The sequence below is a fragment of the Cellulosimicrobium sp. BMG9.23 genome, assembly GCF_059159985.1.
This window is the reverse complement of record NZ_JBZGBZ010000001.1, coordinates 476,584-501,385: the sequence shown is the minus strand read 5'-3', so window position 1 is coordinate 501,385 and position 24,802 is coordinate 476,584. Positions and strand designations below refer to the sequence as shown.

Sequence of the window (24,802 nt, the reverse complement as noted above, 5' to 3'; positions counted from 1 at the left end):
AACCCGCACCGCGACACCGCCCCGAGCTCAGTCCCCGGGCAGCTCGGCCCCGAACCAGTCCTCGATGAGCGCCCGCGCGATCGACGCGCGACCGGGCAGGAGCACCTCGCCCGAGCGCACGTCGCGCTCGAGCTCCGCCCGCGTGAACCAGCGGGCGTCCGTGAGCTCGACGCCGTCGACCCGCAGCGCCGTCGTGGTCGCCTGCGCGACGAAGCCGAGCATGAGGGACGCCGGGTACGGCCAGGGCTGGCTCCCGCGATAGGTCACCTCGCCGACCTCGATGCCGGCCTCCTCGCGGACCTCGCGGCGCACCGCGTTCTCGAGCGACTCCCCGGGCTCGACATAGCCGGCGAGCGTGGAGAACCGCCGCTCGGGCCAGTGCGCGGCGTGCCCGAGCAGCAGCCGCTCGCCCCCGCCGCTGCCGGCACCGTCGTGGGCCGCCTCGGCACCGTCGTCGCCCCCGTCGGCCCCCTCGTCGACCCCGCCGGCCCCGTCGTCGGCCCCGGTGCCGTCCCCGTGGACCACCGCCATGATCACGGCCGGGTCCGTGCGCGGGTAGAGCTCGGTGCCCTGCGCGACGCAGCGACGCGTCCACCCGCCGTTCTCGAGCGTCGTCGGCTCGCCGCAGCGGGGGCACCGCTCGTGCGCGGCGTGCCAGGCGGCGAGCGCGACGGCCTCCGTCGCGAGCGCGGCCTGCGTCGCGTCGAGCCGGGTCGACAGCTCGCGGAGCCCGGACCAGGTGTGCGTGCGGGCCAGCACCGCGAGCGCCTCGGCGGGGTCGACGCCCTCGATGTCGACCTCCTCGGCGTCGGCGTCGTCGGGCAGGACGAGCGCGAGGTACGACGTCGGTGCGTCCGGTCCCGTCTCCGCCCCGCCCGCTGCGTCGCGTGCCGGTTCGTCCTCCCCGAGGAAGAGCCAGCGGGGACGCTCGCCACCGCGGGTCGTGGGGACGCCGACGACCGCGCTGCCCGGGACCAGCGCGAGGGCACCGTCGGCCGCGGTGGCGAGCCGTCCGCGGTGGACCAGGAGGACGCGCGTGGCCGGCTCGGTCACGAGTCGTTCGACGAGGCCGGCCTCGGTGCGCCGGTGGGCCGCGCGGTCGACGGGGGCCGCGTCGAGCGGCTGGGGCAGGGGACGGTACGGCAGGGGCTCGGTGCTCACTCCCCGACCGTAGGCCACCGCTGCGGTCGCCCGGGTGCCGGTCGGCGTGGGCCACGGTCCGTGCGCGCGACGAGCGACTACCGTGGGCGGGTGCCTCGTTCACCGCTGACCCTCGCCGCCCTCGCGACGGCGGCCGTCCCCGGCCTGGACGCGCGGTCCGCCCGGGCCGTCGCCGACCCGGGCGACTACGACACGGCGGTGGTGACCGACGCGGAGGGCGCCCGGTGGACGGTGCGCGCGCCGCGCAGCCTGCAGGCGGGGGCGGCGCTCGAGGCCGAGTCCGAGCTCCTGGCCTCGCTCCGGCACTACGTCACGTCGGGGGTGCTCTCCTTCACGGTGCCGCGCATCAGCGGGACCGCGGTCCTGCCGGAGGGCGGACGCGCCGTCGTCCACCCCGCCGTGGAGGGCGCGCCCCTCGACGTCGAGTCGCTGCGCCCCGGGCCGGGCCTCGCGGCGGACCTCGGGCGCGTCGTCGCGTCGGTCCACGAGCTGCCGCGCGCGATCGTCGACGACGCCGGGCTGCCCGGGTACGACGCCGAGGAGTACCGCCAGCGCCGCATGGCCGAGCTCGACGAGGCCGCCGCGACGGGTCAGGTGCCGCCGGCGCTCCTGCGGCGCTGGGAGTCCGCCCTCGAGGACGTGTCGCTGTGGCGCTTCCAGCCCGTCGTCGTGCACGGGGACCTGGGGCCCGACCAGGTGCTCGTGGCGCGCGGCCGGGTGGCCACGGTGACGGGGTGGTCGGACGCGCGCGTCGCCGACCCTGCGGACGATCTCGCGTGGCTGCTCGTCTCGGCCCCGCCGGAGGCGATCGACTCGATCATGGAGGCGTACCAGCTGCGGCGCACGGAGCTGACGGACAAGCACCTCGCGGACAGGGCGCTGCTCGTGGGCGAGCTCGCGCTCGCCCGGTGGCTCCTGCACGGGGTACGGCACGGGCTGGACGACGTGGTCGCAGACGCGCTCGACATGCTGGCCGACCTCGAGGACGCGACGCGCGAGGACGCCGCGGACTGACCCGGCGGTACCGCCCCGCACTAGACTCGGCGGTGCCGCGGCGGACGGACCCGGCGGCGCAGGGCGGCCGGCACGCGCACGTCGGGCCCGAGCCGGCTCACCCGCGGAGGAGCGCCTCGATCTGCTGCTCGTCGAGGAGCCGCTCGGGGCGCACGGTCTCGTCGGACCCCACGTGGTAGAACGCCGCGTTCACCTTCTCGAGCGGGAGACCGGACCAGCGCGACCACGCGAGCCGGTACACCGCGAGCTGGACCTCGCGGTGCCGACGCGCCTGGGGGTCCGACGGCGCCCGTCCGGTCTTCCAGTCGACGACCACGACGGCGTCCGTCGCGCCCCCGGCGAGCTCCGGCATCTCGGGGAAGACCGCGTCGATGCGTGAGCGCAGGACGGTGGAGCCGACAGGGGTCTCGACGTCGACCTCGACGGCGAGCGGGGTGCGCGCCGCCCACGACGACGCGAGGAACGTGCGCTGGAGGGACTCGAGGTCCTGGTCGGGGTCGAGGTCGGTGTCGTCGGCGCCGGGGAGGTCCTCGACGTCGAGCAGCGACGCGCTCGTGAAGTACCGCTCGGCCCACAGGTGGAACTGCGTGCCCCGCCGCGCGTGGACGGTCGGCTCGCTCGGCACGGGTCGACGCAGGTGCAGGGCGAACTCGTCGCGGTCGCTCGCGAGCCGCACGAGGGCCGACGCCGAGACGTGGGCGGGCAGCGCGACGTCGCGTCCGGCGCGATCCCCCCGCTCGGCGAGCAGGACGCGCGCGAGGCCGACGAGGTCCCGACCGTCCTCGTCGACGAGCACGCCCTCCGGGGCGGTCAGCACTGCGCCGGGCGAGGCCCCTCCGGCGCCGTCCTGCCCGGACGCTCCGGCCGGCGACGACCCGCCGCCCGCCCGTCCGTCCGCCGCTGCGCGGGCACGGCGTCGCGACGCCTCCTCGACCCGCTCGGCGGTCGCCCGCAGGACGGCTCGGGCCGAGCCCGGCGCGGCGTCGTCGGAGGCCGGCCACGTCGCCGTGACCTCGACCCCCTCGAGCGGGTTCGTCGCGCCCGGCTCGGGTGCGACCGCCCACCCGTCCGCCGTGACGGCACCCGCCTCGGCGAGCTCCAGGAGGAACGGGGACAGCGCTCGGGGCGTCGATCCCGTCTGCCACCAGGACGCCGAGAGGAAGAGCTCCCGCCGCGCTCGGGTGAGCGCGACGTAGGCGAGGCGGCGCTCCTCGGCGAGCTGGTGCTCGCCGGACGCGGCGCGGAACTCGTCGCGGCGCACGACGAGGTCCTTGGTGTCCGTCGCGAGGTCGTACCGGAACTGCGGCAGGTCGGCCGCGTCCCCGCGCAGCGGGTACGGGAGCTGCGACACGTCCGTGAGCCAGCCGCTGTCCGCGCGCGTGCCCGACGCCGACTGCGCGACGGTCGGGAACACGCCGTCGACGAGCCCCGGCACGGCGACGACGTCCCACTCGAGACCCTTCGCGGCGTGCGCCGTGATGACCTGCACGGCGTCGGGGTCCGGCTCGCGCACGGGCAGGTCGAGGCCGTTCTCGCGCGACGCCGCGACGCCGAGCCAGGCGAGGAAGGCACCGAGGGTCGCGACGTCGGCCGTCTGCGCGAAGGTCGCCGCCACGTCGCGGAACGCGTCGAGGTGCTCGCGCGCCCGGTCGCTCACGGCGTCGGGGTCGGCGAGCCTCCGGGTGGCGTGGAGCGCCGCCGTCGTCGACGCCTCGACGTCGAGGCCCAGGGCGCGCTCCGCCTCGACGACGAGCTCCGGCAGCGAGAGGTACGTCAGGGATCGTAGGGAGCGCAACGTCGCGGAGAGCGCGGTGAGCCGCGCGTGGGCGGCGTCACCGAGCACCCGTCCGTCACGCGCGGCGCGGCCGGGTGCGGGCAGGTCGTCGAGCGCGTCGACGATCGAGCGGTGGTCGACGACGTCGCCCTCGACGACGGCCGGCGCCGACGGGGCGTCGGTCCCCTCGTCACCGGACGGCACCGCCGCGTCGACCGCACCCGTGGCGGTGGGGCGGGCCGGGGCCGGGCCCGACGCGCGGCCTCGGCGTTCGGGCCCGCCGTCCTGCCGCGCGAGGTCGGCGGCGCGCGAGCCGAGAGCGTGCAGGTCGGCCGCGCCCAGGTTGACCCTCGGGCCGGTGAGGAGGCGGACGAGGGCGTCGCCGCGCGAGGGGTCGTGGACCGCCTCGAGGAGCGTCACGACGTCCACGACCTCGGGGGTCGTCAAGAGGCCGCCGAGGCCGACGACCTCGACGGGCAGACCCCGACGACGCAGCGCGACCTCGACCGTCGCGAACTGGCTGCGCTTGCGGCACAGCACCGCGGCCGTCACGCGTCCACCGGGCGCGCCCGCCGGACGCCACCGCGCGGCGACGAAGTCGGCGACGGCGGCGGCCTCCTCCTCCGCCGTCGGGGCGACGTGCGCGCTCACCGCACCGGCGCCCGCCTCGGGCCGCAACGACAACGGCGGGACCGTCACCGCGGTGCCCCCCACGCCCCCGGCGTCCGCCCGAACCACGCCCTGGACGCGCAGCGGCGCCGAGATCACGTTCGCGGCGTCGAGCACCGCGGCGTCGTTGCGCCACGACGTCGAGAGGAAGCGCACGGCCGAGCGACCGCCGTCGGCGTGCCGGAACCGGTCGGGGAAGCGAGTGAGCCCGCCCGCGCTCGCCCCGCGCCAGCCGTAGATCGACTGGTGCGGGTCGCCGACCGCCGTCACGGCGTGCCCGCCGCCGAACAGGCCTGCGAGCAGCTCGACCTGCGCGTGCGACGTGTCCTGGTACTCGTCGAGCAGGACCACGCGGTACCGCGCGCGCTCCGTCGTGCCGACGACCGGCACCTCGCGCGCGAGCCGCGCCGCGAGCGCCACCTGGTCGCCGAAGTCGAGCGAGTCGGTGGCCCGCTTGCGCCGCCGGTACTCCGCGACCACGTCGAGCAGCCGGACCCGCTCGGCGACGTCCCCGACGAGCCTGGCGACCTCCTTCGTGCGCGCCTTCTGCCGCGGGCCGAGCGGCAGCCCGTCGAGCGTCTCGACGATCTCCACGAGGCGGTCGCGCGCGTCGAGCGGCTCGAGCAGGTGCTCGCCGAGCGCGCCGGAGAGCCCGAGCACGGCTGCGACCACGGTGCTCACGGCGCGGTCGGTGCCGAGGTCGTCGTCCCAGCTCTCGACGACCTCGGACGCGAGCTGCCACTGCTGCGCCTCGCCGAGGAGGCGCGCGCCGGGCTCCACGCCCACACGGAGCCCGTGGTCGGCGACGAGGGACGCCGCGTAGGCGTTGTACGTCGCGACGGTCGGGCGGTCGAGGAGCGTGAGCGCCGACGTCGCGCCGCCGCGTGCCCGCGCGAGCTGGGCGAGGCGCGCCTGGACGCGCTCGGCGAGCTCGCCCGCGGCCTTGCGCGTGAAGGTCAGCCCGAGCACGGCGTCGGGCGCGACGAGGTCGTTGGCGATGAGCCACACGACACGGGCCGCCATGGTCTCGGTCTTGCCCGAGCCGGCGCCCGCGACCACCAGCGCCGGCTCGAGCGGCGCCTCGATGACCTCGACCTGCTCGGGCGTCGGTCGGGGCCGCCCCAGCAGGTCGGCGATATCGGTCGCGGAGATCGCCTGCGCGGACGGGCCCGACGCGACGCTCGCGCCGTGCGCGTCCCCGGCGGGCGTCCCGCCGACGAGCCGGACGCGGGGGCGCGCCTCCTCCGGGAGCTCGAACAGCTCGCTGCTCATGCCACCACCTTCCTGCCCTCGGGCTGCACCGGGCACGACCTGCGGACCGGGCACATCTCGCACAGCCCGTTCTGCCGGGCCGTGAACGTCGCGGACGCCATCGCGTCGGCCGCGTCCTCGACGAGGTCGCGCGCCCAGCTCGACCCGTCCGGCTCGGGGTCGAGCGCCGGCTGCGCGACGACCGCCGGCCCCACGTGCGTGCTCCCGACGTAGACGAGCTGTGCGCCCGCGCTGCGCGTGCCGTCCGGGAGGTCGAGCGCCCCCGCCTCGACGGCGAGCTGGTACGCCCCGAGCTGCGGGTGCTCCGCGCCCTCGGCCTTCGTCGCGGTGCGGCGACCGGTCTTGAGGTCGACGACGCGGACCTTCCCCTCCCCGGCGTCCTCGACCCGGTCGATCGTGCCGCGCAGGTGCGCCCGGCCGACCGTCACGTCGAACGTCGGCTCGACGAGCAGCGGCTCGCCCGCCTCCGCGAGATAGGCCGCGAGCTTGACGACCATGCGGTCGGCGCGCCGCCGCAGCTGCCGGGACGGCCAGCCGTCGGGGAGCGCGAGCTCGGGCCAGCGACGGTCGAGCTCGGCGCGCAGGTCGGCGAGCGAACCGGAGGGCGCCGTCTCGGCGATCGAGTGGACGAGCGTGCCGAGGTTCTGGTGCGCCGCGTCGGGCGCCGTCCCGCCGGCCGCCTCCAGGGACCAGCGCAGCGCGCACGTGGTCACCGTCTCGACCTTCGAGGGCGACACGGTGACCGTCTCGTCGTCGGCGCGCAGCGGAGCGGTGCTCGACACGCCCGCCACGCCGTACCAGGTCTCGGGCCGCGCCTCCGGCACGCCGACCGCGACGAGATCGGCGAGCAGCGTCGCGGCGGCCTCCGCCTCGGGCCCCACGGTGGACGCGCCGCCGGGAGGCTGGTCGGGGCCGGTCGCGGCGGGACGGGACCCCGCCTCGTCCGCGACGAGCACCGCCCGGGCGGCCGCGACGACCCCCCTCAGGTCGAGCGGCGACCCGACCTGCACGCGACGACGTGACCCGGCGACGGAGGAGCCGGGCCCGGGGCCGTCGGGCGGGGCGTCCGGCGGGGCGTCACCAGCAGGCCCGTCGGTGGGCTCGGACGGCGGCACGACGAGGTCGCAGAACACCGACGGCGCGTCCTCGCTGTCCTCGACCGCGGTGACGACGAGGCGGCGCGACGCGCGCGACGTCGCGACGACGAACGCCCGCAGCTCGTCGGCGAGCACCTGCGCGCGCGCCTGCGGGCCGACCCCACGTGCGTCGTCGGCCCGGCCCGCGAGCAGCTCGACCAGGGCCTGCGACCCGAGCAGCGAGTCCCGCAGCCGCAGGTCGGGCCAGACGCCGTCCTGCACGCCGGCGACCACGACGACGTCCCACTCCCCGCCAGCGGCGCCCGCCGGGGTCAGCGCCGCGACGGAGTCCGTCCCGCTCGCCCTCGCCGCGAGGGAGTCCGCGGGGAGGTCCTGCGACGCGAGGTACTCGACGAACGCGGCGACGGGAGCGCCCGGCATGCGGTCGACGAACGTCTCCGCCGCGCGGAAGAGCGCGAGCACGGCGTCGAGGTCGCGGTCCGCGCGGGCACCGGCCGGACCGCCGTCGAGGGCCGCGGAGCGCCAGCGCTCGGCGAGCCCCGTCGCCGCCCACACGGACCACAGCACGGTCTGCGCGCTCGCCCCGGGCTCGCCCGCGGCGGCACGCCCCGCGGCGAGGGCCCGCGCCACCGCGACCGGACCACGGCGGACGGTCGGCGGGAGGGTCGCGGCGCGCGCCGGGTCCTCGAGGACCTCGACGAGCAACGCGTCGGACGTCCGGCCCCCTCCCCCGGCGAGCTCCTCGGCGCGCAGGGCGCGGCGCAGGCGGCGCAACGAGACGACGTCCAGGGCGCCCAGGGGCGACGTGAGCAGGAGCGACGCGGTCGCCGGGTCGAGCGCCGGCACCGCCGCGTCCACCGGGGCGACGCACGCGCGCACCGCGGCGAGCAGCGGGGCGACCGCCGGCTCGTCGCGCAGCGGCACGTCCGAGCCCAGCAGCGTGACCGGGACCGAGGCCGCGACGAGCTCACGACGCAGCGCGGCGAGCCGTCCACCGGTGCGCGCCACGACCGCCATGCGACCCCACGGCGTCCCGTGCAGCAGGTGCTCGGAACGCAGCTCGCGCGCGACGTAGGCCGCCTCCTGGGCGGCACCCGAGAGGATCGCGACCTCGACGGCAGACCGGGCGGACGGGGCGGCCGCCCCCGCGTCGGGCCCGGACCGCGGCGACGCGCCGCGGTGCACCGCTCCGGACAGGGTCCCGACCTGGGCCGTGACCCGGCGCGTCACCGCGCGCAGCGTGTCCGGCTGCCGCCAGGCCGTGCCGAGGACGGCGACGCGCGCGCCGAGCTCGCCCCGCATCGCGGCCCCGTTGCGCAGCGGGGCCGACGCGCGCCCGACGAGACCGGGGCTCGCACCACGGAAGCCCTGCACCGCGGAGTCGGGGTCGGCGAGCAGCACGACGCGCGCGCCGTCGTCGTTCAGCACGTGCAGGAGGCGGGCGGTCGCGACCGTGGCCTCCTGGTAGTCGTCGACGACGACGAGGTCCCAGCCCGGTCGCGGCGCGTCGGGCACCTCGTCGTCCCACGCGCGCAGCGCCTCGGCCGCCTCGTCCACGACGACGGCCGGGTCGAGCCGCGCCCCGACGTCGGGCGTCCCGCCGCGCAGCGCCGTGACGTCGAGGTACTCGGCGTAGAGCTGCGCCCCGAGGACCCACTCGGGACGCTCGTGGCGCCGCCCGAGCTCGCGCAGCTCCGCCGGCGTGAGGCCGCGCTCGGCCGCGCGCATGAGCAGGTCTCGCAGCTCTTGGCGCAGACCGCGCAGACCGAGGACCTCCTCGGGCAGCCCATCGGGCAGCTCGAGCGGAGCCCCCTCACCGGCGACGTGGCCCTCGAGGAGCTCGGCGAGCACGAGGTCCTGCTCCGGTCCCGAGACCAGCGTGGGCGGTGGCTCGCCGAGCGCGGCCGCGCGCTCGCGCAGGACCGCGAACGCCGCCGACGCCGCCGTGCGGACCATCGGCGCGCCCACGGTGCGCCGCGCCCGCTCGGAGAGCCGGTCGCGCACCGACGCCGCGGCGCGCCGGGACGCCGCGAGGAGCAGCACCCGCTCGGGCGCGACGCCCTGCTCGAGCGCGGCGAGCACGACCTCTTGCGCGACGAGCGTCTTGCCCGTGCCCGGCGCCCCGACGACGAGCGTCGCGCCGGGGCCGGACGCGGCCGCGACCGCCGCACGCTGCGAGTCGTCGAGGGCGACGCGAGCCGACTCGAGGTCGACGTCGGGCGCGACGAGGCGGGGTCGGCGGGGTTGCGCGCTGGTCCGGAGCACGACGCGATCCCATCACGAGCCACCGACACCTGTGCCGGCACCCTGTGGCGAGACCTGTATCGCGACCCGGTCGGCGCGCCGCGTGCCCGCCCGCCCGCTACGGCGCGGGCCAGCCGTTCGGCACGCAGCCCTCCGTCGAGATCGACTGCTGCACCATGACCGGGGCGACGGCGCCCGGCGCGGGGCACGGCTCGTGCCCGTGGCCCAGCACGTGCCCGACCTCGTGGTTGACGAGGTACTGGCGGTACGTCGCGACGTCGTCGCCGAAGTCGGGAGCGCCCTGGACCCAGCGCTCGACGTTGAGCACCGCGACGCCCGTGACCGAGTTGCCGCACGAGTACCGGCCCTCGGTCTGCAGCGGCGCGCACATCCGGTCCGTGGTGGCCGGGCTCGCCAGCACGACCCGGATCGACGCGTCGTCGGCGGCCGTGCGGGAGAACGTCACGCCGTCGGTCGCGCCCCAGCCGCGGGGGTCGTTGAGCGTCGCGAGGACCGCCTCGGCGAGCACGTCGCCGTCCAGCGGGAGACCGAGCTCGGCCTCGACGCGCACGGAGCGGACCGTGCCGGCGCCCGGTGCCGGGACCTCGCCCGGGACGACGACGAGCGTCCCTCCGAGGTCGGGGACGACCTCCGTCCCCGTGAGGCCCGAGCCGGGCTCCGGGACAGGTGCCGAGGGCGCCGCCGGCTCCGGGTCGTGCGTCGGCACCGGCGGGACCTCCGGTGCGTCGGGGACCGTGAGGGGAGGCGTCGGTGCCGGGCTCGGTGGCGCGAGCGGGGCGAGCGTCCCGGGGGGCGGCGGCGTCGGGGCCGCCGTGGAGGGTGCGGCGGGCACGGCGAGCAGGGCCCGCGCCTCCTCCGACCGGCTCACCGCGCCCGGTGCGCGTTCCGCCGCACGACCCGCGCCGTCGGGCACGACGGGACCGCTCGCCACGATCGCCGAGGGCGTGCCAGGCGGCCCACCGGGCAGGTCCCACACCTCCGCCGTCGCCACGCCCCCGCCGAAGCCGACGCCGAGGCACGTGAGGACCGCGACGACGGGGCGCGGACGACGCCCGCGCACGCGGCGAGGGTGACGGCCCACCAGGGTGACGGCCGCGGCGTCGTCCACGACGTGGGGCACGGGGTCGGTCGAGGTGTCAGGGTCGGGCACGCGGTCATCGTCCCACTCCTCGTCACCTCGGGTCGACCGCCCGCGGTTCGCCCGTATCCTCGGGCCCATGACGCGTGGTCCGGGACGCCAGGGCGGGACCGTCCCCGCGGCGCGCACGCGGATGCCCCGGACGCAGCGGCGCACCCAGCTCCTGACGATCGGCGAGGAGCTCTTCGCGACCCACGGCTACCACCACATCTCGATGGACGACATCGCCGACCGCGCGGGCGTCGGCAAGCCCGTCCTGTACCGGCACTTCCCGTCCAAGCTCGACCTGTACCTCGCGATCGTCGACGAGCAGGGCGACCGGCTCGTCCAGGCCGTGCACGCGACGCTCGACCCGTTCCGCGACGCCGCACCCGGGACCGCTCCCGAGGACTCGGACGCCCTGGCGGTCGACGGGCTCGCCGTGATCGAGGGGATCGTGCGGTCGTACGTGGCCTACGCGCACACCGCGGGTCGCTCGTCCGCGCTGCTGTTCGAGTCCGACGTCATGCGGGACCCGGTGGTCCGCGCGCGCGTGCTGGCACCGGACGAGCACATCTCCCAGGCCTTCGCGGACGTGCTCGTCCGCATCACCGAGCTCGACCCGCCGGAGGCGCTCGTCGTCGCACGGACCTGCACGGCGGTGGGCCGTGCCGCCGCGACCGAGGCGGTGCGGCCCGACGGCGCGGCGAGCGCCGACGACGTCACGCGCCTCGTCCCGCGCCTCGTGTGGCGCGGCGTGCACGGGATGCTGCGCCGTGCGCGCCCCGACGGAACCCCCGAGGGAATCTGACTACTATCGTTCGCGTTGTCGCCGGTGGGTCACCCATCGGCGGCCCGCCGTCGACCTGCCGCGTGCGCGCGGCCGCTGCTGAGGAGAACACGTGGAAGTCACGATCGGTGTGCAGAACCTGGCCCGTGAGCTCGTCGTCGACACCGACCTGTCCGCGGAGGAGGTCGCGAAGGCGGTCTCGGACGCCCTGGGCGGAGCTCCCGTGCTGGAGCTCACCGACTCGCGCGGGCGCCGCGTGATCGTCCCGACCGTGTCCCTGGGCTACGTCGAGATCGGCACGGAGGAGCAGCGCAAGGTGGGTTTCGGGTCGCTCTGACCCGTCACCGGAACGAGACGGCCCGGTCGTCCCCGTCCGCGGGAGGCGCCCGGGCCGTGCTGCGTCCGGGCGATCCTGCGTCCGGGCCCGGCGCCGCCCGGTGGCGGCTCAGGCGGCGAGGCCCAGCCGGTCCATGCGGCGCGTGTGCTCCGCGGTGAGCCGGGAGAAGACCCCGGACTGCGTCGTCGCGGTCGTCGACGACGCGTCCGCCCCCTCGCGGTTCACCTCGGCGACGAGCCGGTCGAGCGCGGGGTGACGCGCGAGCACGACGCCGACGACGCCCAGCGCCTCCCCGACGATGCGGCGGCCCCACAGGGCGAGCCGGGCGGCGAGCACCGGGTCCGCCGTCGCGGCCTCCGCGATGACGGACGCCGAGCGGTCCGCCCGGGCGCCCTGCGTGAGCGAGCCCACGACGACGTCTCGCGAGCGGTCGTCGAGGCCGCCCGCGGCGAGCAGGCAGAAGTCGTCCGCGACGCCCTGGCCCACGTAGCCCTTGAGGATGCCCTCCCACCACGTGCTCGGGCGCGTGCGCTCGTCGAAGTCGTCGAACAGGCCGTCGAACGACGCCATGCACGTCTCCGGGTCGCCCCCGAGCTCCGCGACGCGCGCGAGCACGGACTCCTGCCGGTGGAGCAGCTCCGCAGCCATGCGCGACAGCGCCTGGCGCTGGCGCAGGGTCGGGGCGTGCGCGGCGTCGCCGGCGAGCCGGCCGAAGCTCGCGAGCTCGGTGTACGCGACGAGCCCGAGGAGCTCGAGCGCGTCCTGGGTCGCGCCGGTCGTCGGTCCGGTCGGCTGGTCGACGTCGATCATCCCGCCAGGATAGTGGCGCTCGCAGTGCCGGGAGCGCCGCGGGACGGCCGTCCGATACCATGGGCGGGTACATCGGTTGCCCGGTCGTCCTGACCTCACGCGCCCGTCCCGGCCCCGGCCGGCACGAAGGGCGACGCCCGTCCCTCGTGCGACGACGGCGGTACGGGTCCGCTCCCGCGGACCCGCGCCACGAATTCCACGATCGGCTGCCGGCCACGAGGCGCGTACGACCACGTCCGGGTCCGCCCGGCAGCGGAGCCGGTCCCTGACGCTCCGCGACGAAGCGGTCGCGCGCGCCGGAACGAGACAGAGGCACCAGTGACCACCACAGACGCGACCACCACGGACGCCACCCCCGACGTGAGCGCCGACGCGCGCACCGTCGCCGCGAGCGTGCAGTCCGACAACACGTCCTTCGCCGACTTCGGCGTGCGCCCGGAGATCGTCACGGCGCTCGCCGACGCGGGCATCACGCACCCCTTCCCCATCCAGGCGATGACGCTGCCCGTCGCGATGTCGGGCCACGACATCATCGGGCAGGCCAAGACCGGCACCGGCAAGACCCTCGGCTTCGGCGTCCCGCTGCTGCACCGGGTCGTCGCGCCGGGCGAGGTCGGCTTCGACGAGCTGCCCTCCCCCGGCAAGCCGCAGGCGCTCGTCATCGTCCCGACGCGCGAGCTCGCCGTCCAGGTCGCCAAGGACCTCGAGACGGCGTCGCGGCTGCGCAGCGTGCGCGTCCTGCAGGTCTACGGCGGGCGCGCGTACGAGCCTCAGGTCGAGGCGATGCAGCGCGGCGTCGAGGTCGTGGTCGGGACGCCCGGCCGCATGATCGACCTCATGAACCAGGGGCACCTCAACCTCACGCGCGCGAACACCGTCGTGCTCGACGAGGCCGACGAGATGCTGGACCTCGGGTTCCTGCCCGACGTCGAGAAGCTCCTCGCGCGCACGCCCGCCCAGCGTCACACCATGCTCTTCTCCGCGACGATGCCGGGCGCCGTCGTGTCGATGGCCCGCCGCTACATGAAGCAGCCGACGCACATCCGCGCGATCGACCCGGACGACGACGGTCGCCAGACCGTCAAGAACATCGCGCAGGTCGTCTACCGCGCGCACGCGCTCGACAAGGTCGAGGTGCTCGCGAGGATCCTGCAGGCGCAGGGCCGCGGCCGGACGATCGTCTTCGCGCGCACCAAGCGGACCGCGGCCAAGGTCGCGGACGACCTCGCGGAGCGCGGCTTCGCCTCCGGCGCGATCCACGGCGACCTCGGACAGGGTGCGCGCGAGCAGGCGCTGCGCGCGTTCCGCAACGGCAAGATCGACGTGCTCGTCGCGACCGACGTGGCCGCGCGCGGAATCGACGTCGAGGACGTCACGCACGTCGTCAACTACCAGTGCCCCGAGGACGAGAAGACCTACCTGCACCGCACGGGCCGCACCGGCCGCGCGGGCAACACGGGCACCGCCGTGACCTTCGTCGACTGGGACGACCTCCCGCGCTGGGGGCTCATCGACAAGGCGCTCGGCCTCGGCATCCCCGAGCCGGTCGAGACGTACTCGACGTCGCCGCACCTCTACGCCGACCTGTCGATCCCCGAGGGCACCAAGGGTCGCCTCCCGAAGGAGCAGCGCACGCTCGCCGGCCTCGACGCCGAGGAGCTCGAGGACCTCGGCGAGACGGGCAAGCGCCACACCCCGGCGCGCCCCGCCCGGGGAGGCCAGGGCGGCGGCGACCGGTCCGCCCGTGACGGCCGCGGGCAGGGTGGCCGTGGCGGTCGTGACGGCGGCCGGGAGCAGGGACGTGCCGGGGACGCCGGTCGTCGTCAGGGTGCCGAGCCGCGGCGCCAGGGCGAGCACGCCGACGGCGAGAGCGCGGCAGCCGCAGCAGAGACGCCGGGCGGGTCGGCCGAGGGCGGCGAGCGCCGTCGTCGGTCCCGCAGCCGCCGTCGCACGCGCGGCGGCCAGCCGGTCGAGCGCACCGAGCAGGGCGGCGGCGCTCCCGCCGGCGAGTAGCACGCGACGCCCGAGCCCCGGCTCGCTGCCTCGGCCTTACGGCCGGGGCAGCGGGTCGGGGCTCGTCGCGCACCGGGGTGTGGGCCTGCCCGCGTCCTCCGCGGAACCGGGTGCTGCGGACGACGACGCACCTGCGCGCGTCCGGACGATCGACAGCCGTCAGCGCACGTGCGCGTCGCGGCCGGCGAACCAGACCGCGATGCCCTGCGCGACCGCGACGCCGACGAGCAGGAGGAGCGGGAGCGTCCAGGACCCGCTCGCGTCGTGCGCGAGGCCGACGCCGATCGGGCCGCAGGCCGCGAGCACGTAGCCGGCGCTCTGCGCCATCCCGGACAGCTCCGAGGTGTGCGCGGCGTCGTGGGCGCGCAGCGCCATGAGGGTGAGGGCGAGGCTGATCCCTCCGCCCTGGCCCAGCCCGAGGAGCACGACCCACACCACGGCCGCCGACGGTGCGACGACGAGCCCGAGCAGGCCCGTGCCCACCAGCACGACGAGGGCGACGCCGACACCCCGCTGCCGGCGCATCCGTCCGGCCAGCAGGGGCGTCGCGAACGAGCCGGCGATCCCCACGAGGTTGCACAGCGCGAGCAGCCAGCCCCCGGCCTCCGGGGTGCGCCCGAGCGACACGAAGACCTCGGGCAGCCACGCGTTCGTCGCGTAGAACGACAGGGACTGCGTGCCCATGACCACGGTCACCGCCCAGGCGAGCGGGCTGCGCCAGACCGAGCGGCGCCCGGCCGGTCGTGCCCCCCTCCCGAAGCCTGTCGGTGCGGGCACGGACGCGCGCAACGCGCGCGGCGCCCACACGAGCGCCCCGACGACGGCGAGGACGCCCCACGTCGCGAGCGCGCCGCGCCAGTCGAGGCCCGCGGCGTTCGCGACGGGGAGCGTGAGACCGGCCGCGAGCGCGGCGCCGCCGGAGAGCGACATCGAGTACAGGCCGGTCATGAGCCCGACGCGGTCGGCGAAGTCGCGCTTGACGAGCGCGGGGAGCAGCACGTTGCCGACCCCGATCGCGCCGCCCACGACGAGCGTGCCGGCGAACAGCCCCCACGTGGTCGGCACGAGGCGGACCGCGAAGCCCACGGCGAGCACCACGAGTGCGGCGAAGAGCGCACGCTCGAGCCCCCAGCGCCGCGCGAGCACCGGCGCGACCGGCGCGAGGAGCCCGAAGCACAGGACGGGCAGCGTCGTGAGCAGCCCGGCCGCGGTGGCGCTCAGCCCCGTGTCGGCGCGGATCTCGCCGAGCAGCGGCGAGACCGCGACCACCGCGGGGCGCAGGTTGAGCGCCGCGAGCAGCATCGCGACGACGGCCGCGACGCCGAGCGGACGACGTGGCGCAGTCATGCCCCGATCTCCCCGCTCATCGCCTCGACCTCTCGTCCACGTGCCGTCCCGCCCGTCCTCGTGCGGCCTGAGCCGCCGCCGGGCTACGCCGTCTGGACGAACTCCGTGACGGCGTCGGCCACGAGCTGGACGGCGATGGCCGCGAGCAGGAGCCCGGCGATGCGCGTGACGAGGATCGTCCCCGAGTCGCCGAGCACGCGGTTGATGACGCTCGCGAAGCGCATCGAGAGCCACAGGCACACGTGGACCGCGACGACGCCCGCCACGATGGCGACCCACTCCGCGACGCCGCCGCCCCGCTCGCCGGCGCGCTGCACGAACACCATCGTCGCGACGATCGCGCCCGGCCCGGCGAGCAGCGGCGTGCCGAGCGGCACGAGCGCGACGTTGACGCCCTTGTTGCCCGACGGCTGCGGCTCCTCCATCTTGCCGGTGAGCAGCTCCATCGCGACGAGCAGGAGGAGCAGGCCACCGGCCGTCTGCAGCGCCGGGAGCGAGATGTGCATGTAGCTGAGGATCTGCTGGCCGAACGCCGCGAACGCCACGATGACGCCGAACGCCACGAGGATCGCGGTCCGCGCCGCCTGCTTGCGCTGCTTCGCGCCCATCGCGCTCGTCAGGCCGAGGAAGACCGGGACGGTGCCCGGCGGGTCCATGATGACGAAGAGGGTCACGAAGACCTCGGTGAAGAGCCGGACGTCGAACCAGTCGCTCATCGGATCACGTCCAGCTGTCCCAGCTCCTCGATCTGCTCCAGCACGGTCGGTGCTGTCGTGTTCTCCCCGAGCCGGTTCGGTTTGCCGGCCCCGTGGTAGTCGCTCGACCCGGTGACGAACAGCCCGAGGGTGCGGGCCATCTCGTCGAGCCGGGTGCGCTGGCGCTCGTCGTGGTCGCGGTGGTGCACCTCGAGCCCGGCGAGCCCCGCCGCGGCCATCTCCTCGATCACGACGTCCGCCACGACCCGACCGCGCCCGTCGGCGCCCGGGTGGGCGAAGACGGGGACGCCGCCGGCCGCACGGACACCGCGCACGGCCGCGGCCGCGCTGGGGGCGTGGTGCGGCACGTAGTACGGCGTGCCGGGCGAGAGGATCGTCGCGAACGCCGCGGAGCGGTCGGTCACGTGCCCGGCCGCGACGAGCGCGTCCGCGATGTGCGGTCGCCCGATCGTCGTGCCCTCGGCGGTCTGCGCGAGCACGTCCTCCCACGTGATCGGGTAGTCCTCACCGAGCAGGTCGACCATGCGGCGGGCGCGGCTCGTGCGGGCGTCGCGCGTGCGCTCGAGCTCGTCGAGCAGCGCCGCGTGCGCCGGGTCGTGCAGGTAGGACAGGACGTGGACGCTGATCCCGCCCGAGCGCGCGGAGATCTCCGCGCCGCGCACGAGCGCGACCCCCGTGCGCAGCGCAGCGTCCGTCGCCTGCGCCCAGCCGGCGGTCGTGTCGTGGTCGGTGAGCGCGACGACGTCGAGCCCGGCCACGGCCGCCGCCTCGACGACCGCCCCCGGCGCGTCCGTGCCGTCGGACGCCGTCGAGTGGGTGTGGAGGTCGATGCGCACGCACCCCAGGATAGTGACGGGAGGCACGGGACCCGCACACGATGTTCACGCGGGACGCGGCGGCCGCCCACGGCCGTCCCAGGTAGGGGTGCGAGGGTCGACCACGATGACCTCCACCACAGCCACGACGACCGCCGCGCCCGCGATCGTCTTCGTCCACGGCCTGCGCACCTCCGGAGCGATCTGGGACGGCCAGCTCGAGCACGTGCGGTCGCTGGGCCACGACGCCGTCGCGGTCGACCTGCCCGCGCACGGCGCGCTCGCCCGCGAGCGCTTCACGCTCGAGCGCTCGTTCGAGGTGATCGACGACGCCGTGACCTCGTTCGGCCCGGACCGTCGGGTCGCGCTCGTCGGGCTCTCGCTCGGCGGCTACACGTCCCTCGCGTGGGCGGCGCGACGTCCGGCCCACCTCGCGGGCGTCGTCGCCGCGGGCTGCACGTCCGACCCCAAGGGCAAGCCCGTCGCCCTCTACCGGGACGTCGCGCGCCTCGTCGTCGCGAGCGGAGGCGTCGTCGGCCGCAGCGCCCGGTGGGCGTCCCGCACGACGACGGCCGCGTGGTCCACCATGGCCCGCGCCGGCCGGTCGGTACCGGGTGGCGCCGCGGCGTCGTCCACGGTGCGCTGGGCCGAGGGCGCGGCCACGCAGGGCCCCGGCTGGGGGGTCGTCACCGACGCGCTGACCCAGCTCGCCGGGCGCTCCTGGCTCGGCCACGTGCGCGACGTCGAGGTGCCCGTGTGGCTCGTCAACGGTGCGCGCGACCACCTGCGGCTCGACGAGCAGCGCTACCTCGCCGCGGCCGCGGACGCGTCGCTCGTCGTCGTCCCGCGGGCCGGCCACGACGTGAACAGCGAGGCGCCGGAGGCGTTCAACCGCGTGCTCACCCGCGCACTCGCCGACTTCGGCCGGCCCCGCGGTGCGACACTGGGGGCATGACCGACGCCACCCCCGTCACCCCAGAGTCCACCGAGAACACCGCCCCCGCCGCGGCAGACGCTGCGAGCCCGGCCGAGGCCCAGGACGTGGCAGCGCGCGGAGGCAACCGCTCGCAGCGCCCCGACTCCGCCGCGTTCAAGGCGTTCATCACGAGCGGCTGGGCGCCGCGCGCCGCGCTCGACGTCGAGCCATCTCCCGCCGCCCCGTTCGCCGCCGCACGGCGCGCCGCGCTCTCGGCGCGCTTCCCGGGCGTCCGCCTCGTGATCCCGGCCGGTCCGCTCAAGGTCCGCTCGAACGACACCGACTACCGGTTCCGTCCGCACTCGGCGTTCGCGCACCTCACGGGCACGGGCTGGGACCAGGAGCCCGACGCGGTGCTGGTCCTGCACCCCGTCGAGCCGGGCACCGGCGACCCGTCGGGTCCGGACGGCGCGCGCAGCGCCCACCACGCCGTCCTCTACGTGCGGCCGCTCGCGGCGCGCGACACCGAGGAGTTCTACGCCGACGCGCGCTACGGCGAGTTCTGGGTCGGCGCGCGCCCGTCGCTCGACGACGTCACGACGCTGACCGGCGTCGAGGCGCACCACGTCGACGGGCTGCGCGACGCGCTCGCGAAGGACGTCGGCCCCGACGGCACGGTCCTGCTCGTCGTGACCGGCGCCGACGAGGCCGTCGAGGCGCTCGTCGAGGCCATCCGCGCGGAGGCCGGGCTCGAGGACGCCGCCCTGCTCGACGAGGAGTCGCAGGAGCAGCGCACCGAGGCCGAGTGGCTCGCGCGCGCAGAGGCCGCGTACCGGCGCACCGACGCCGCGCTCGTCGAGGCAGTGTCCGAGCTGCGGCTCGTCAAGGACGCCCACGAGGTCGAGCAGATGCGTGCCGCCGTCGACGCGACGATCGCCGGCTTCGAGCAGGTCGTGCGCACCCTGCCACGCGCGCTCGGCCACCGTCGCGGCGAGCGCGTCATCGAGACGACGTTCGACGGCCACGCGCGCCTCGAGGGCAACGCCGTCGGCTACGAGACGATCGCCGCCGCGGGCGAGCACGCGACGACGCTGCACTGGATCCGCAACGACGGTGTCGTGCGCTCCGGCGAGCTCGTGCTGCTCGACGCGGGCGTCGAGGTCGACTCGCTCTACACCGCCGACGTGACCCGCACGCTGCCCGTGGACGGCGAGTTCACCGACGTGCAGCGCCGCGTCTACCAGGCGGTGCTGGACGCCGCCGACGCCGCGTTCGCCGTCGCCGTGCCGGGCGCGCGGTTCCGCGACGTGCACGCCGCGGCGATGGAGGTCGTCGCCGCGCGCCTCGAGGAGTGGGGCCTGCTCCCGGTGAGCGCCGCGGAGTCGCTGTCCCCGGAGGGCCAGCAGCACCGGCGCTGGATGGTGCACGGCACGTCGCACCACCTCGGCCTCGACGTCCACGACTGCGCGCAGGCGCGCCGCGAGCTCTACCTCGACGGGATCCTCGAGCCGGGCATGGTCTTCACCATCGAGCCGGGCCTGTACTTCAAGGCCGACGACCTCGCCGTGCCCGAGGAGTACCGCGGCCTCGGCGTCCGCATCGAGGACGACGTGCTCGTCACGGCGGACGGCAACGAGAACCTGTCGGCCGCGCTCCCCCGTCGTCCCGAGGACGTCGAGGCCTGGATGGCGTCGCTGCGCTCCTGAGGCCGGCCGCGGGCGCCTGACCGGTGTGTCAGGCCGGGGGCGTCGGGTCGGCGGGCCGCTCGGCCGGGTTCTGCGGAGCGGGCTGCTCCGGCGCGTCCGCGGTGCCCGACGTCGGGCGCATGGCCCCGTAGCGCGGCTCGCCCGAGGGCGTGGTCCAGCGCGGGTCGGGCGTCCTGGCGGGGGGCGGGGTCGGCGTGTCCTGGCCGGCCCCCGGCTGCGGGGCCGGGGGTGCGACCGGCGGCTGGGCCTGTGCGGCCGGGGGCGGCACCGGAGCCTGGTGCTGCGGCGGCGCCCCGGCCGGCGTGCCCCAGGTCGGGTTCGCGGGGGCGGCGTGCGCGCGGACCCCGCCGGCGCCCTCGGGCATGCGGGCGAGGAGCTGGCGCGCGTCCCCCGCGCGCTCCGTCGCGCAGAGGATCGCGTACCGCGACGCGACGATCTGGCTCTGCGACGTGAAGTCCCGCTTGCCCTGGGTCAGCGCGTACGACAGCACGGAGAACAGCAGGCCGAAGCCCGCGCCGATCGCGATGCCGGTGAGCACGTACCCGCCCGAGCCGGAGAACATGAAGAGCAGGAGCCCGACGAACAGGCCGAACCACGCCCCCGACGCCGCGCCCGCGAGCGCCACGCGACCGTAGGTGAGGCGTCCGGTGACGCGCTCGACCATCCGCAGGTCGGTCCCGACGATCGTCACGACCTCGACGGCGAACTTGTTGTCGGACAGGTAGTCGACGGCCTTCTGGGCCTCGAGGTACGTCGCGTAGGACGCGACCTCCTCGCCGCGCGGCAGGGTGGGCACTCGGGGGTTGACGTTCGGGCGCGTCATGCTCATTCGCCCAGTCTGTCCTACTCGTCGGTGCGGCGCTACGCCGTGCCCCTGCCGCCGGACGAGGACACGGGGCACCGCGACGGACTTCCGGCGCGCCGCGACCGGCTGGTGCGTACGCTGGCGGCGTGAGTGCAGCCACCACCGTCTTCGTCGCGCGCCTCGCGGGGACCAGCGTGTTCGACCCGATCGGCGACCAGGTCGGGCGGGTGCGCGACGTCGTCGTGCTCCTGCGGCCGAAAGGGCTGCCCCGGGCCGTGGGTCTCGTCGTCGAGGTGCCCGGCCGGCGCCGCGTGTTCCTGCCGCTCACGCGGGTCACGTCCATCGACGGCGGCCAGGTCATCTCGACGGGCCTCGTGAACATGCGTCGCTTCGAGCAGCGCGCGATGGAGACGCTCGCGCTCAGCGAGCTCCTGGAGCGGAGCGTCGAGTTCGTCGACGGCTCGGGCACGGGCACCGTCGAGGACCTCGCGATCGAGCGGCAGCGGACCGGCGACTGGCTCGTGGCGAAGCTCTACGTCCGGCGCACCGGCGAGCACAAGGGGACGCTGCGCCTGCGGCGACGCGGCGACGCGGTCGTCGTCGACACCGGCGCGGTGACCGGTCTCGCGGGGCGCACCGGGGCCGCCCAGGGCGCCGCGATGCTCCTCGCCGCGTACGACGACCTCAAGCCCGCGGACCTCGCGGACGTCATCCACGACCTCGGCGACACGCGGCGCCTCGAGGTCGCGGGTGCGCTCGACAACGAGCGCCTCGCCGACGTCCTCGAGGAGCTCCCCGAGGACGACCAGGTGGCTATCCTCTCGGGCCTCGACACCGGCCGCGCCGCGGACGTGCTCGAGGCGATGCAGCCCGACGACGCCGCCGACCTGCTGCACGAGCTGCCCGAGGCCCAGGCCGCCCAGCTGCTCGAGCTCATGGAGCCCGACGAGGCGCGCGACGTGCGGCGTCTGCTCGCGTACGCCGAGGACACCGCGGGCGGTCTCATGACGACCGAGCCGGTCGTGCTCGGGCCCGAGACCACGATCGCGACCGCGCTCGCCCAGATCCGGCGCAAGGACCTCGCCCCCGCGCTCGCGTCCATGGTGTTCGTGGTGCGGCCCCCGCTCGAGACGCCGACGGGCCGGTTCCTCGGCGTCGCGCACTTCCAGCGGCTCCTGCGCGAGCCCCCGCACGCCGCGGTGGGGTCGGTGCTCGACACGGACGTCGAGGGCATCGCGCCCGACGCGCCGCTCGGCCGGGTCACGCGCATCCTCGCGACATACGACCTGCTGTGCGTCCCCGTGCTCGACTCCGAGAAGCGGCTCCTCGGCGCGATCAGCGTCGACGACGTGCTCGACCACATGCTCCCCGAGGACTGGCGCGAGACGGACGACCTCGAGGTCGAGCACCGGCCCGAGGACCTGAGTCCGGGCACGACGCCCCGCGCACGGACGGAGGCCCCCCGTGGCTGACCGTCTCGACACGCCGAAGGCCGCGCGGCGCACGCTCCTGCCCCGCTACCGCATGGACCAGGACGCCGTGGGCCGGGCGACCGAGGGCATCGCGAGGTTCCTCGGCACCCCGCGCTTCCTCATCTACCTGACGATCTTCTGCGCCGTGTGGATCCTGTGGAACACGTGGGGCCCGGAGTCGCTGCAGTTCGACTCCGCCGAGCTCGGGTTCACCGCGCTGACCCTCATGCTGTCGCTCCAGGCGTCGTACGCCGCGCCGCTCATCCTGCTCGCGCAGAACCGCCAGGACGACCGCGACCGCGTGACCGCGGAGCAGGACCGCCAGCGCGCCGAGCGCAACCTCGCCGACACGGAGTACCTCGCGCGCGAGATGGCCGCGCTGCGCATCGCGCTGAGCGAGGTCGCCACGCGCGACTTCGTGCGGTCCGAGATCCGCAACCTCCTCGAGGAGCTCGAGGAGAAGTCGGCCCGGCCGCCCGCCGACGAGGACGCCGCGCCGCGCGACTGACCACGAGACCGACGCGGGGTCCTACTGCGTGCCCTCGGCGGCGGCGCGGCGGAGGCGATCCACGAGCGCGTCGTCGCCGGCGACGGTGAGCCCGTCGGCGTCACCCCTGCCCCACAGCCACAGGTCGAGCGCCCACGCCGGCCCGGCGACCTGGGTCGTGGTGGAGCCCGGCAGGTCGACGAGCTGGGCCGTGTCGAGGTCGTAGGCGGTGCCCGACTCGGGCCCCGTCCCCGTGAACCGCCCGAACGCGAGCTCCCAGCTCCGCGGCGTCTCCCCGGGTCCGTCGACGACCACGGAGACGGTCGCGCCGTCGGGCGTGAAGACGCCCCAGCCCGGGACGCCGTCGACCAGGACGGCGAGCACCTCGTCGACGCCGTCCGCCGCGACGACCGGGTCGGCCGGCGTGACGTCGCGGCCGGCGGTGAGCTCGGCGTCGGCCCGGTGGATCAGCGCCTCGTGCGCCTGGCGGCGCAGCACCCAGCCGACGCGGCGCCCCTCGTCGTGCCAGGACCAGCACGGCTCGTCCGGGTCGCGTCCGCGCAGCGCCGCGACGAGGCGGCTCGTGGAGCGCTGCAGGAGCGCGGGCAGCTCGGCGTCCGACGCCGGACGCGCGAGCGGCGGGACGTCGTCGCCGTCGAGCCCCTCGCCGGGCGCCGGGCCGACGACGCGGGACCAGAAGTCCTGCACCTCGGCCAGGTGGTACATGAGGTCCGCACCCACCCACTCGGGGCACGACGGGACGCGCGCGTCGGGAGGCGCGCTGCGCGCCGCGTCACCGAACAGCTCGCTGTCGCGCACCAGGGAGGCGAGGGCGTCCATCCGTGCACCGTAGTACGGCGGGCCCACACCCGCCCGCACCTACGATGGACCCATGCCCGTCGCTCCCGCCGCCCCGCTCGAGGACGCGGTCCGCGCCGCCCTCGCGACCGTCCTCGACCCGGAGATCCGCCGTCCCGTCACGGACCTCGGGATGGTGCGCTCGGTCGACACCGAGGAGCGCGACGGGCTCGGTGCGCTCGTCACCGTCGGGGTGGACCTCACCGTCGCGACGTGCCCGATGCGCGACACGCTCGTGCGCGACGTCGACGCCGCCGTCCGCGCGGTCGACGGGGTCGCCGACGTGCGCGTCGAGCTCGGCGTGATGAGCGCCGAGCAGCGCACGGAGCTGCGCACGATGCTGCGCGGCGGCGTCGGTGAGCCGGTGATCCCGTTCGCCCAGCCCGACTCGCTGACGAGGGTGTACGCGATCGCGTCGGGCAAGGGCGGCGTCGGCAAGTCGTCCGTGACGGCGAACCTCGCGGTCGCCCTGGCCGCGGACGGGCTGTCCGTCGGCGTGGTCGACGCCGACATCTACGGCTTCTCGATCCCGCGCATGCTCGGCGTCGACCGGCAGCCCACGCGCGTCGACTCGATGCTCCTCCCGCCCGTCGCGCACGGCGTCAAGGTCGTCTCGATCGGCATGTTCGTGCCCGCGGGACAGCCTGTCGTGTGGCGCGGGCCGATGCTGCACCGCGCCCTCCAGCAGTTCCTCGCGGACGTGTACTGGGGCGATCTCGACGTCCTCCTGCTGGACCTCCCTCCCGGCACCGGCGACATCGCGATCTCCGTCGCGCAGCTCCTGCCGGGCAGCGAGATCGTCGTGGTGACGACGCCGCAGGTCGCCGCGGCCGAGGTCGCCGAGCGCGCAGGCTCCGTCGCGACGCAGACGCAGCAGGGCGTCGTCGGCGTGGTCGAGAACATGTCGTGGCTCGAGCAGCCCGACGGGTCGCGGCTCGAGCTCTTCGGGTCCGGCGGGGGCGAGCGGGTCGCGCGGAACCTGTCGCGCGCCGTGGGCTCCGACGTCCCGCTGCTGGGCCAGGTCCCGCTCGACGTGACGCTGCGCGAGGCGGGCGACGGCGGCACGCCCGTCGTGCTCTCCCACCCGGGCTCCGCGGCGGCGGTCGTGCTGCACGACGTCGCGCGGAGCCTGGCCCGGCGTCCGCGCGGCCTCGCGGGTCGTCGCCTCGGCGTCTCCGTCGTCTGAGCCGTCCGACCCGCACAGGTCGCCGGACGGGACGCCCTGGTCGGCACGCCACGGGATGGTATAGCCTCTCCCCCAATTCGCCAGGGGGCGACCTTTCGAGGTCGGAAGAGGGGGTCGACGGGTGCCGTTGTCGCTGCCAGCACGTCTGCCACGTGCACCGGGACACCGCGTGCTC

19 protein-coding genes are annotated in these 24,802 nt (G+C 76.2%); 9 read left to right on the top strand and 10 right to left on the bottom strand.

Annotation, left to right across the window (positions count from 1 at the left end):
* Positions 1-27: 27 nt before the first annotated feature.
* Complete coding sequence (locus AC4H2G_RS02060) at positions 28-1,161, bottom strand: NAD(+) diphosphatase (RefSeq protein ID WP_494364083.1); 1,134 nt, start codon at positions 1,159-1,161, stop codon at positions 28-30.
* Positions 1,162-1,251: 90 nt separating this feature from the next.
* Between AC4H2G_RS02060 and AC4H2G_RS02055 the strand changes: the two genes are divergently transcribed.
* Entirely contained in the window at positions 1,252-2,175 is a 924-nt protein-coding gene (locus tag AC4H2G_RS02055) for a phosphotransferase (RefSeq protein WP_494364082.1), read from the top strand.
* Between the two features lie 97 nt (positions 2,176-2,272).
* Here AC4H2G_RS02055 and AC4H2G_RS02050 read toward each other — a convergent pair whose 3' ends face one another.
* From AC4H2G_RS02050 to AC4H2G_RS02040, 3 genes are all read right to left on the bottom strand, one after another.
* Positions 2,273-5,890 carry an ATP-dependent helicase gene (locus AC4H2G_RS02050; RefSeq protein WP_494364081.1) on the bottom strand — a complete coding sequence of 1,206 codons (3,618 nt, stop codon included), beginning with the start codon at positions 5,888-5,890 and terminating at the stop codon, positions 2,273-2,275.
* A complete protein-coding gene (locus AC4H2G_RS02045; protein ID WP_494364080.1) occupies positions 5,887-9,252 on the bottom strand; it encodes an ATP-dependent helicase in 3,366 nt (1,121 codons plus the stop codon). Before AC4H2G_RS02045 ends, AC4H2G_RS02050 begins: the two co-directional genes overlap by 4 nt.
* 97 nt (positions 9,253-9,349) lie before the next feature.
* Positions 9,350-10,402 carry a DUF3152 domain-containing protein gene (locus AC4H2G_RS02040; RefSeq protein WP_494364079.1) on the bottom strand — a complete coding sequence of 351 codons (1,053 nt, stop codon included), beginning with the start codon at positions 10,400-10,402 and terminating at the stop codon, positions 9,350-9,352.
* A 67-nt stretch (positions 10,403-10,469) separates the two neighbouring features.
* Here AC4H2G_RS02040 and AC4H2G_RS02035 point away from each other — a divergent pair, with 67 nt between their 5' ends.
* Both AC4H2G_RS02035 and AC4H2G_RS02030 read left to right on the top strand, forming a co-directional pair.
* Positions 10,470-11,180 (top strand): TetR/AcrR family transcriptional regulator, encoded by a 711-nt coding sequence (locus AC4H2G_RS02035; protein ID WP_494364078.1) that lies wholly within the window; start codon positions 10,470-10,472, stop codon positions 11,178-11,180.
* Between the two features lie 91 nt (positions 11,181-11,271).
* Positions 11,272-11,496 (top strand): DUF3107 domain-containing protein, encoded by a 225-nt coding sequence (locus AC4H2G_RS02030; protein WP_494364077.1) that lies wholly within the window; start codon positions 11,272-11,274, stop codon positions 11,494-11,496.
* Positions 11,497-11,604: 108 nt separating this feature from the next.
* Here the strand turns inward: AC4H2G_RS02030 and AC4H2G_RS02025 are convergent, their stop codons facing one another.
* On the bottom strand, positions 11,605-12,306 hold the full coding sequence (locus AC4H2G_RS02025; RefSeq protein ID WP_494364076.1) for a ferritin-like fold-containing protein: 702 nt from the start codon (positions 12,304-12,306) through the stop codon (positions 11,605-11,607).
* A 318-nt stretch (positions 12,307-12,624) separates the two neighbouring features.
* On the opposite strand from AC4H2G_RS02025, the gene AC4H2G_RS02020 reads away from it, so the two are divergent.
* On the top strand, positions 12,625-14,319 hold the full coding sequence (locus AC4H2G_RS02020) for a DEAD/DEAH box helicase (RefSeq protein WP_494364075.1): 1,695 nt from the start codon (positions 12,625-12,627) through the stop codon (positions 14,317-14,319).
* A gap of 159 nt (positions 14,320-14,478) precedes the next feature.
* Here the strand turns inward: AC4H2G_RS02020 and AC4H2G_RS02015 are convergent, their stop codons facing one another.
* The 3 genes from AC4H2G_RS02015 to AC4H2G_RS02005 all read right to left on the bottom strand — a co-directional run bounded on the left by AC4H2G_RS02015 (position 14,479) and on the right by AC4H2G_RS02005 (position 17,218).
* Complete coding sequence (locus tag AC4H2G_RS02015) at positions 14,479-15,666, bottom strand: CynX/NimT family MFS transporter (protein WP_494364074.1); 1,188 nt, start codon at positions 15,664-15,666, stop codon at positions 14,479-14,481.
* Positions 15,667-15,749: 83 nt separating this feature from the next.
* Complete coding sequence (locus tag AC4H2G_RS02010; RefSeq protein WP_494364073.1) at positions 15,750-16,382, bottom strand: MarC family protein; 633 nt, start codon at positions 16,380-16,382, stop codon at positions 15,750-15,752.
* On the bottom strand, positions 16,379-17,218 hold the full coding sequence (locus AC4H2G_RS02005) for a PHP domain-containing protein (protein WP_494364072.1): 840 nt from the start codon (positions 17,216-17,218) through the stop codon (positions 16,379-16,381). The genes AC4H2G_RS02010 and AC4H2G_RS02005 overlap by 4 nt, the downstream gene beginning before the upstream one ends.
* Positions 17,219-17,324: 106 nt before the next feature.
* Between AC4H2G_RS02005 and AC4H2G_RS02000 the strand changes: the two genes are divergently transcribed.
* On the top strand, positions 17,325-18,152 hold the full coding sequence (locus AC4H2G_RS02000; RefSeq protein ID WP_494364071.1) for an alpha/beta fold hydrolase: 828 nt from the start codon (positions 17,325-17,327) through the stop codon (positions 18,150-18,152).
* Positions 18,149-19,819 carry an aminopeptidase P family protein gene (locus AC4H2G_RS01995; RefSeq protein WP_494364070.1) on the top strand — a complete coding sequence of 557 codons (1,671 nt, stop codon included), beginning with the start codon at positions 18,149-18,151 and terminating at the stop codon, positions 19,817-19,819. Before AC4H2G_RS02000 ends, AC4H2G_RS01995 begins: the two co-directional genes overlap by 4 nt.
* Positions 19,820-19,847: 28 nt before the next feature.
* Here AC4H2G_RS01995 and AC4H2G_RS01990 read toward each other — a convergent pair whose 3' ends face one another.
* Positions 19,848-20,648 carry a YflT domain-containing protein gene (locus AC4H2G_RS01990; RefSeq protein WP_494364069.1) on the bottom strand — a complete coding sequence of 267 codons (801 nt, stop codon included), beginning with the start codon at positions 20,646-20,648 and terminating at the stop codon, positions 19,848-19,850.
* 122 nt (positions 20,649-20,770) lie between these two features.
* Between AC4H2G_RS01990 and AC4H2G_RS01985 the strand changes: the two genes are divergently transcribed.
* Both AC4H2G_RS01985 and AC4H2G_RS01980 read left to right on the top strand, forming a co-directional pair.
* Positions 20,771-22,096, top strand: coding sequence for a magnesium transporter MgtE N-terminal domain-containing protein (locus tag AC4H2G_RS01985; RefSeq protein ID WP_494364068.1), 1,326 nt, complete (start codon positions 20,771-20,773; stop codon positions 22,094-22,096).
* Positions 22,089-22,604: a DUF1003 domain-containing protein gene (locus AC4H2G_RS01980; RefSeq protein WP_494364067.1), complete on the top strand. Its 516-nt coding sequence runs from the start codon at positions 22,089-22,091 to the stop codon at positions 22,602-22,604. Before AC4H2G_RS01985 ends, AC4H2G_RS01980 begins: the two co-directional genes overlap by 8 nt.
* Positions 22,605-22,625: 21 nt before the next feature.
* On the opposite strand, the gene AC4H2G_RS01975 is transcribed toward AC4H2G_RS01980, so the two are convergent.
* Complete coding sequence (locus AC4H2G_RS01975) at positions 22,626-23,423, bottom strand: maleylpyruvate isomerase N-terminal domain-containing protein (protein ID WP_494364066.1); 798 nt, start codon at positions 23,421-23,423, stop codon at positions 22,626-22,628.
* A gap of 52 nt (positions 23,424-23,475) precedes the next feature.
* Here AC4H2G_RS01975 and AC4H2G_RS01970 point away from each other — a divergent pair, with 52 nt between their 5' ends.
* Positions 23,476-24,627: an Mrp/NBP35 family ATP-binding protein gene (locus tag AC4H2G_RS01970; RefSeq protein WP_494364065.1), complete on the top strand. Its 1,152-nt coding sequence runs from the start codon at positions 23,476-23,478 to the stop codon at positions 24,625-24,627.
* The last annotated feature ends 175 nt before the right edge of the window (positions 24,628-24,802 follow it).

Excerpts from the sequence above, each read along its gene's own strand:
- AC4H2G_RS02010 (WP_494364073.1), bottom strand. The coding sequence starts at position 16,382 with ATGAGCGACTGGTTCGACGTCCGGCTCTTCACCGAGGTCTTCGTGACC.
- AC4H2G_RS01970 (WP_494364065.1), top strand. The coding sequence starts at position 23,476 with ATGCCCGTCGCTCCCGCCGCCCCGCTCGAGGACGCGGTCCGCGCCGCC.
- AC4H2G_RS01995 (WP_494364070.1), top strand. The coding sequence starts at position 18,149 with ATGACCGACGCCACCCCCGTCACCCCAGAGTCCACCGAGAACACCGCC.
- AC4H2G_RS02035 (WP_494364078.1), top strand. The coding sequence starts at position 10,470 with ATGACGCGTGGTCCGGGACGCCAGGGCGGGACCGTCCCCGCGGCGCGC.
- AC4H2G_RS01975 (WP_494364066.1), bottom strand. The coding sequence starts at position 23,423 with ATGGACGCCCTCGCCTCCCTGGTGCGCGACAGCGAGCTGTTCGGTGAC.
- AC4H2G_RS02015 (WP_494364074.1), bottom strand. The coding sequence starts at position 15,666 with ATGACTGCGCCACGTCGTCCGCTCGGCGTCGCGGCCGTCGTCGCGATG.
- AC4H2G_RS02025 (WP_494364076.1), bottom strand. The coding sequence starts at position 12,306 with ATGATCGACGTCGACCAGCCGACCGGACCGACGACCGGCGCGACCCAG.
- AC4H2G_RS01990 (WP_494364069.1), bottom strand. The coding sequence starts at position 20,648 with ATGAGCATGACGCGCCCGAACGTCAACCCCCGAGTGCCCACCCTGCCG.
- AC4H2G_RS02050 (WP_494364081.1), bottom strand. The coding sequence starts at position 5,890 with ATGAGCAGCGAGCTGTTCGAGCTCCCGGAGGAGGCGCGCCCCCGCGTC.
- AC4H2G_RS02000 (WP_494364071.1), top strand. The coding sequence starts at position 17,325 with ATGACCTCCACCACAGCCACGACGACCGCCGCGCCCGCGATCGTCTTC.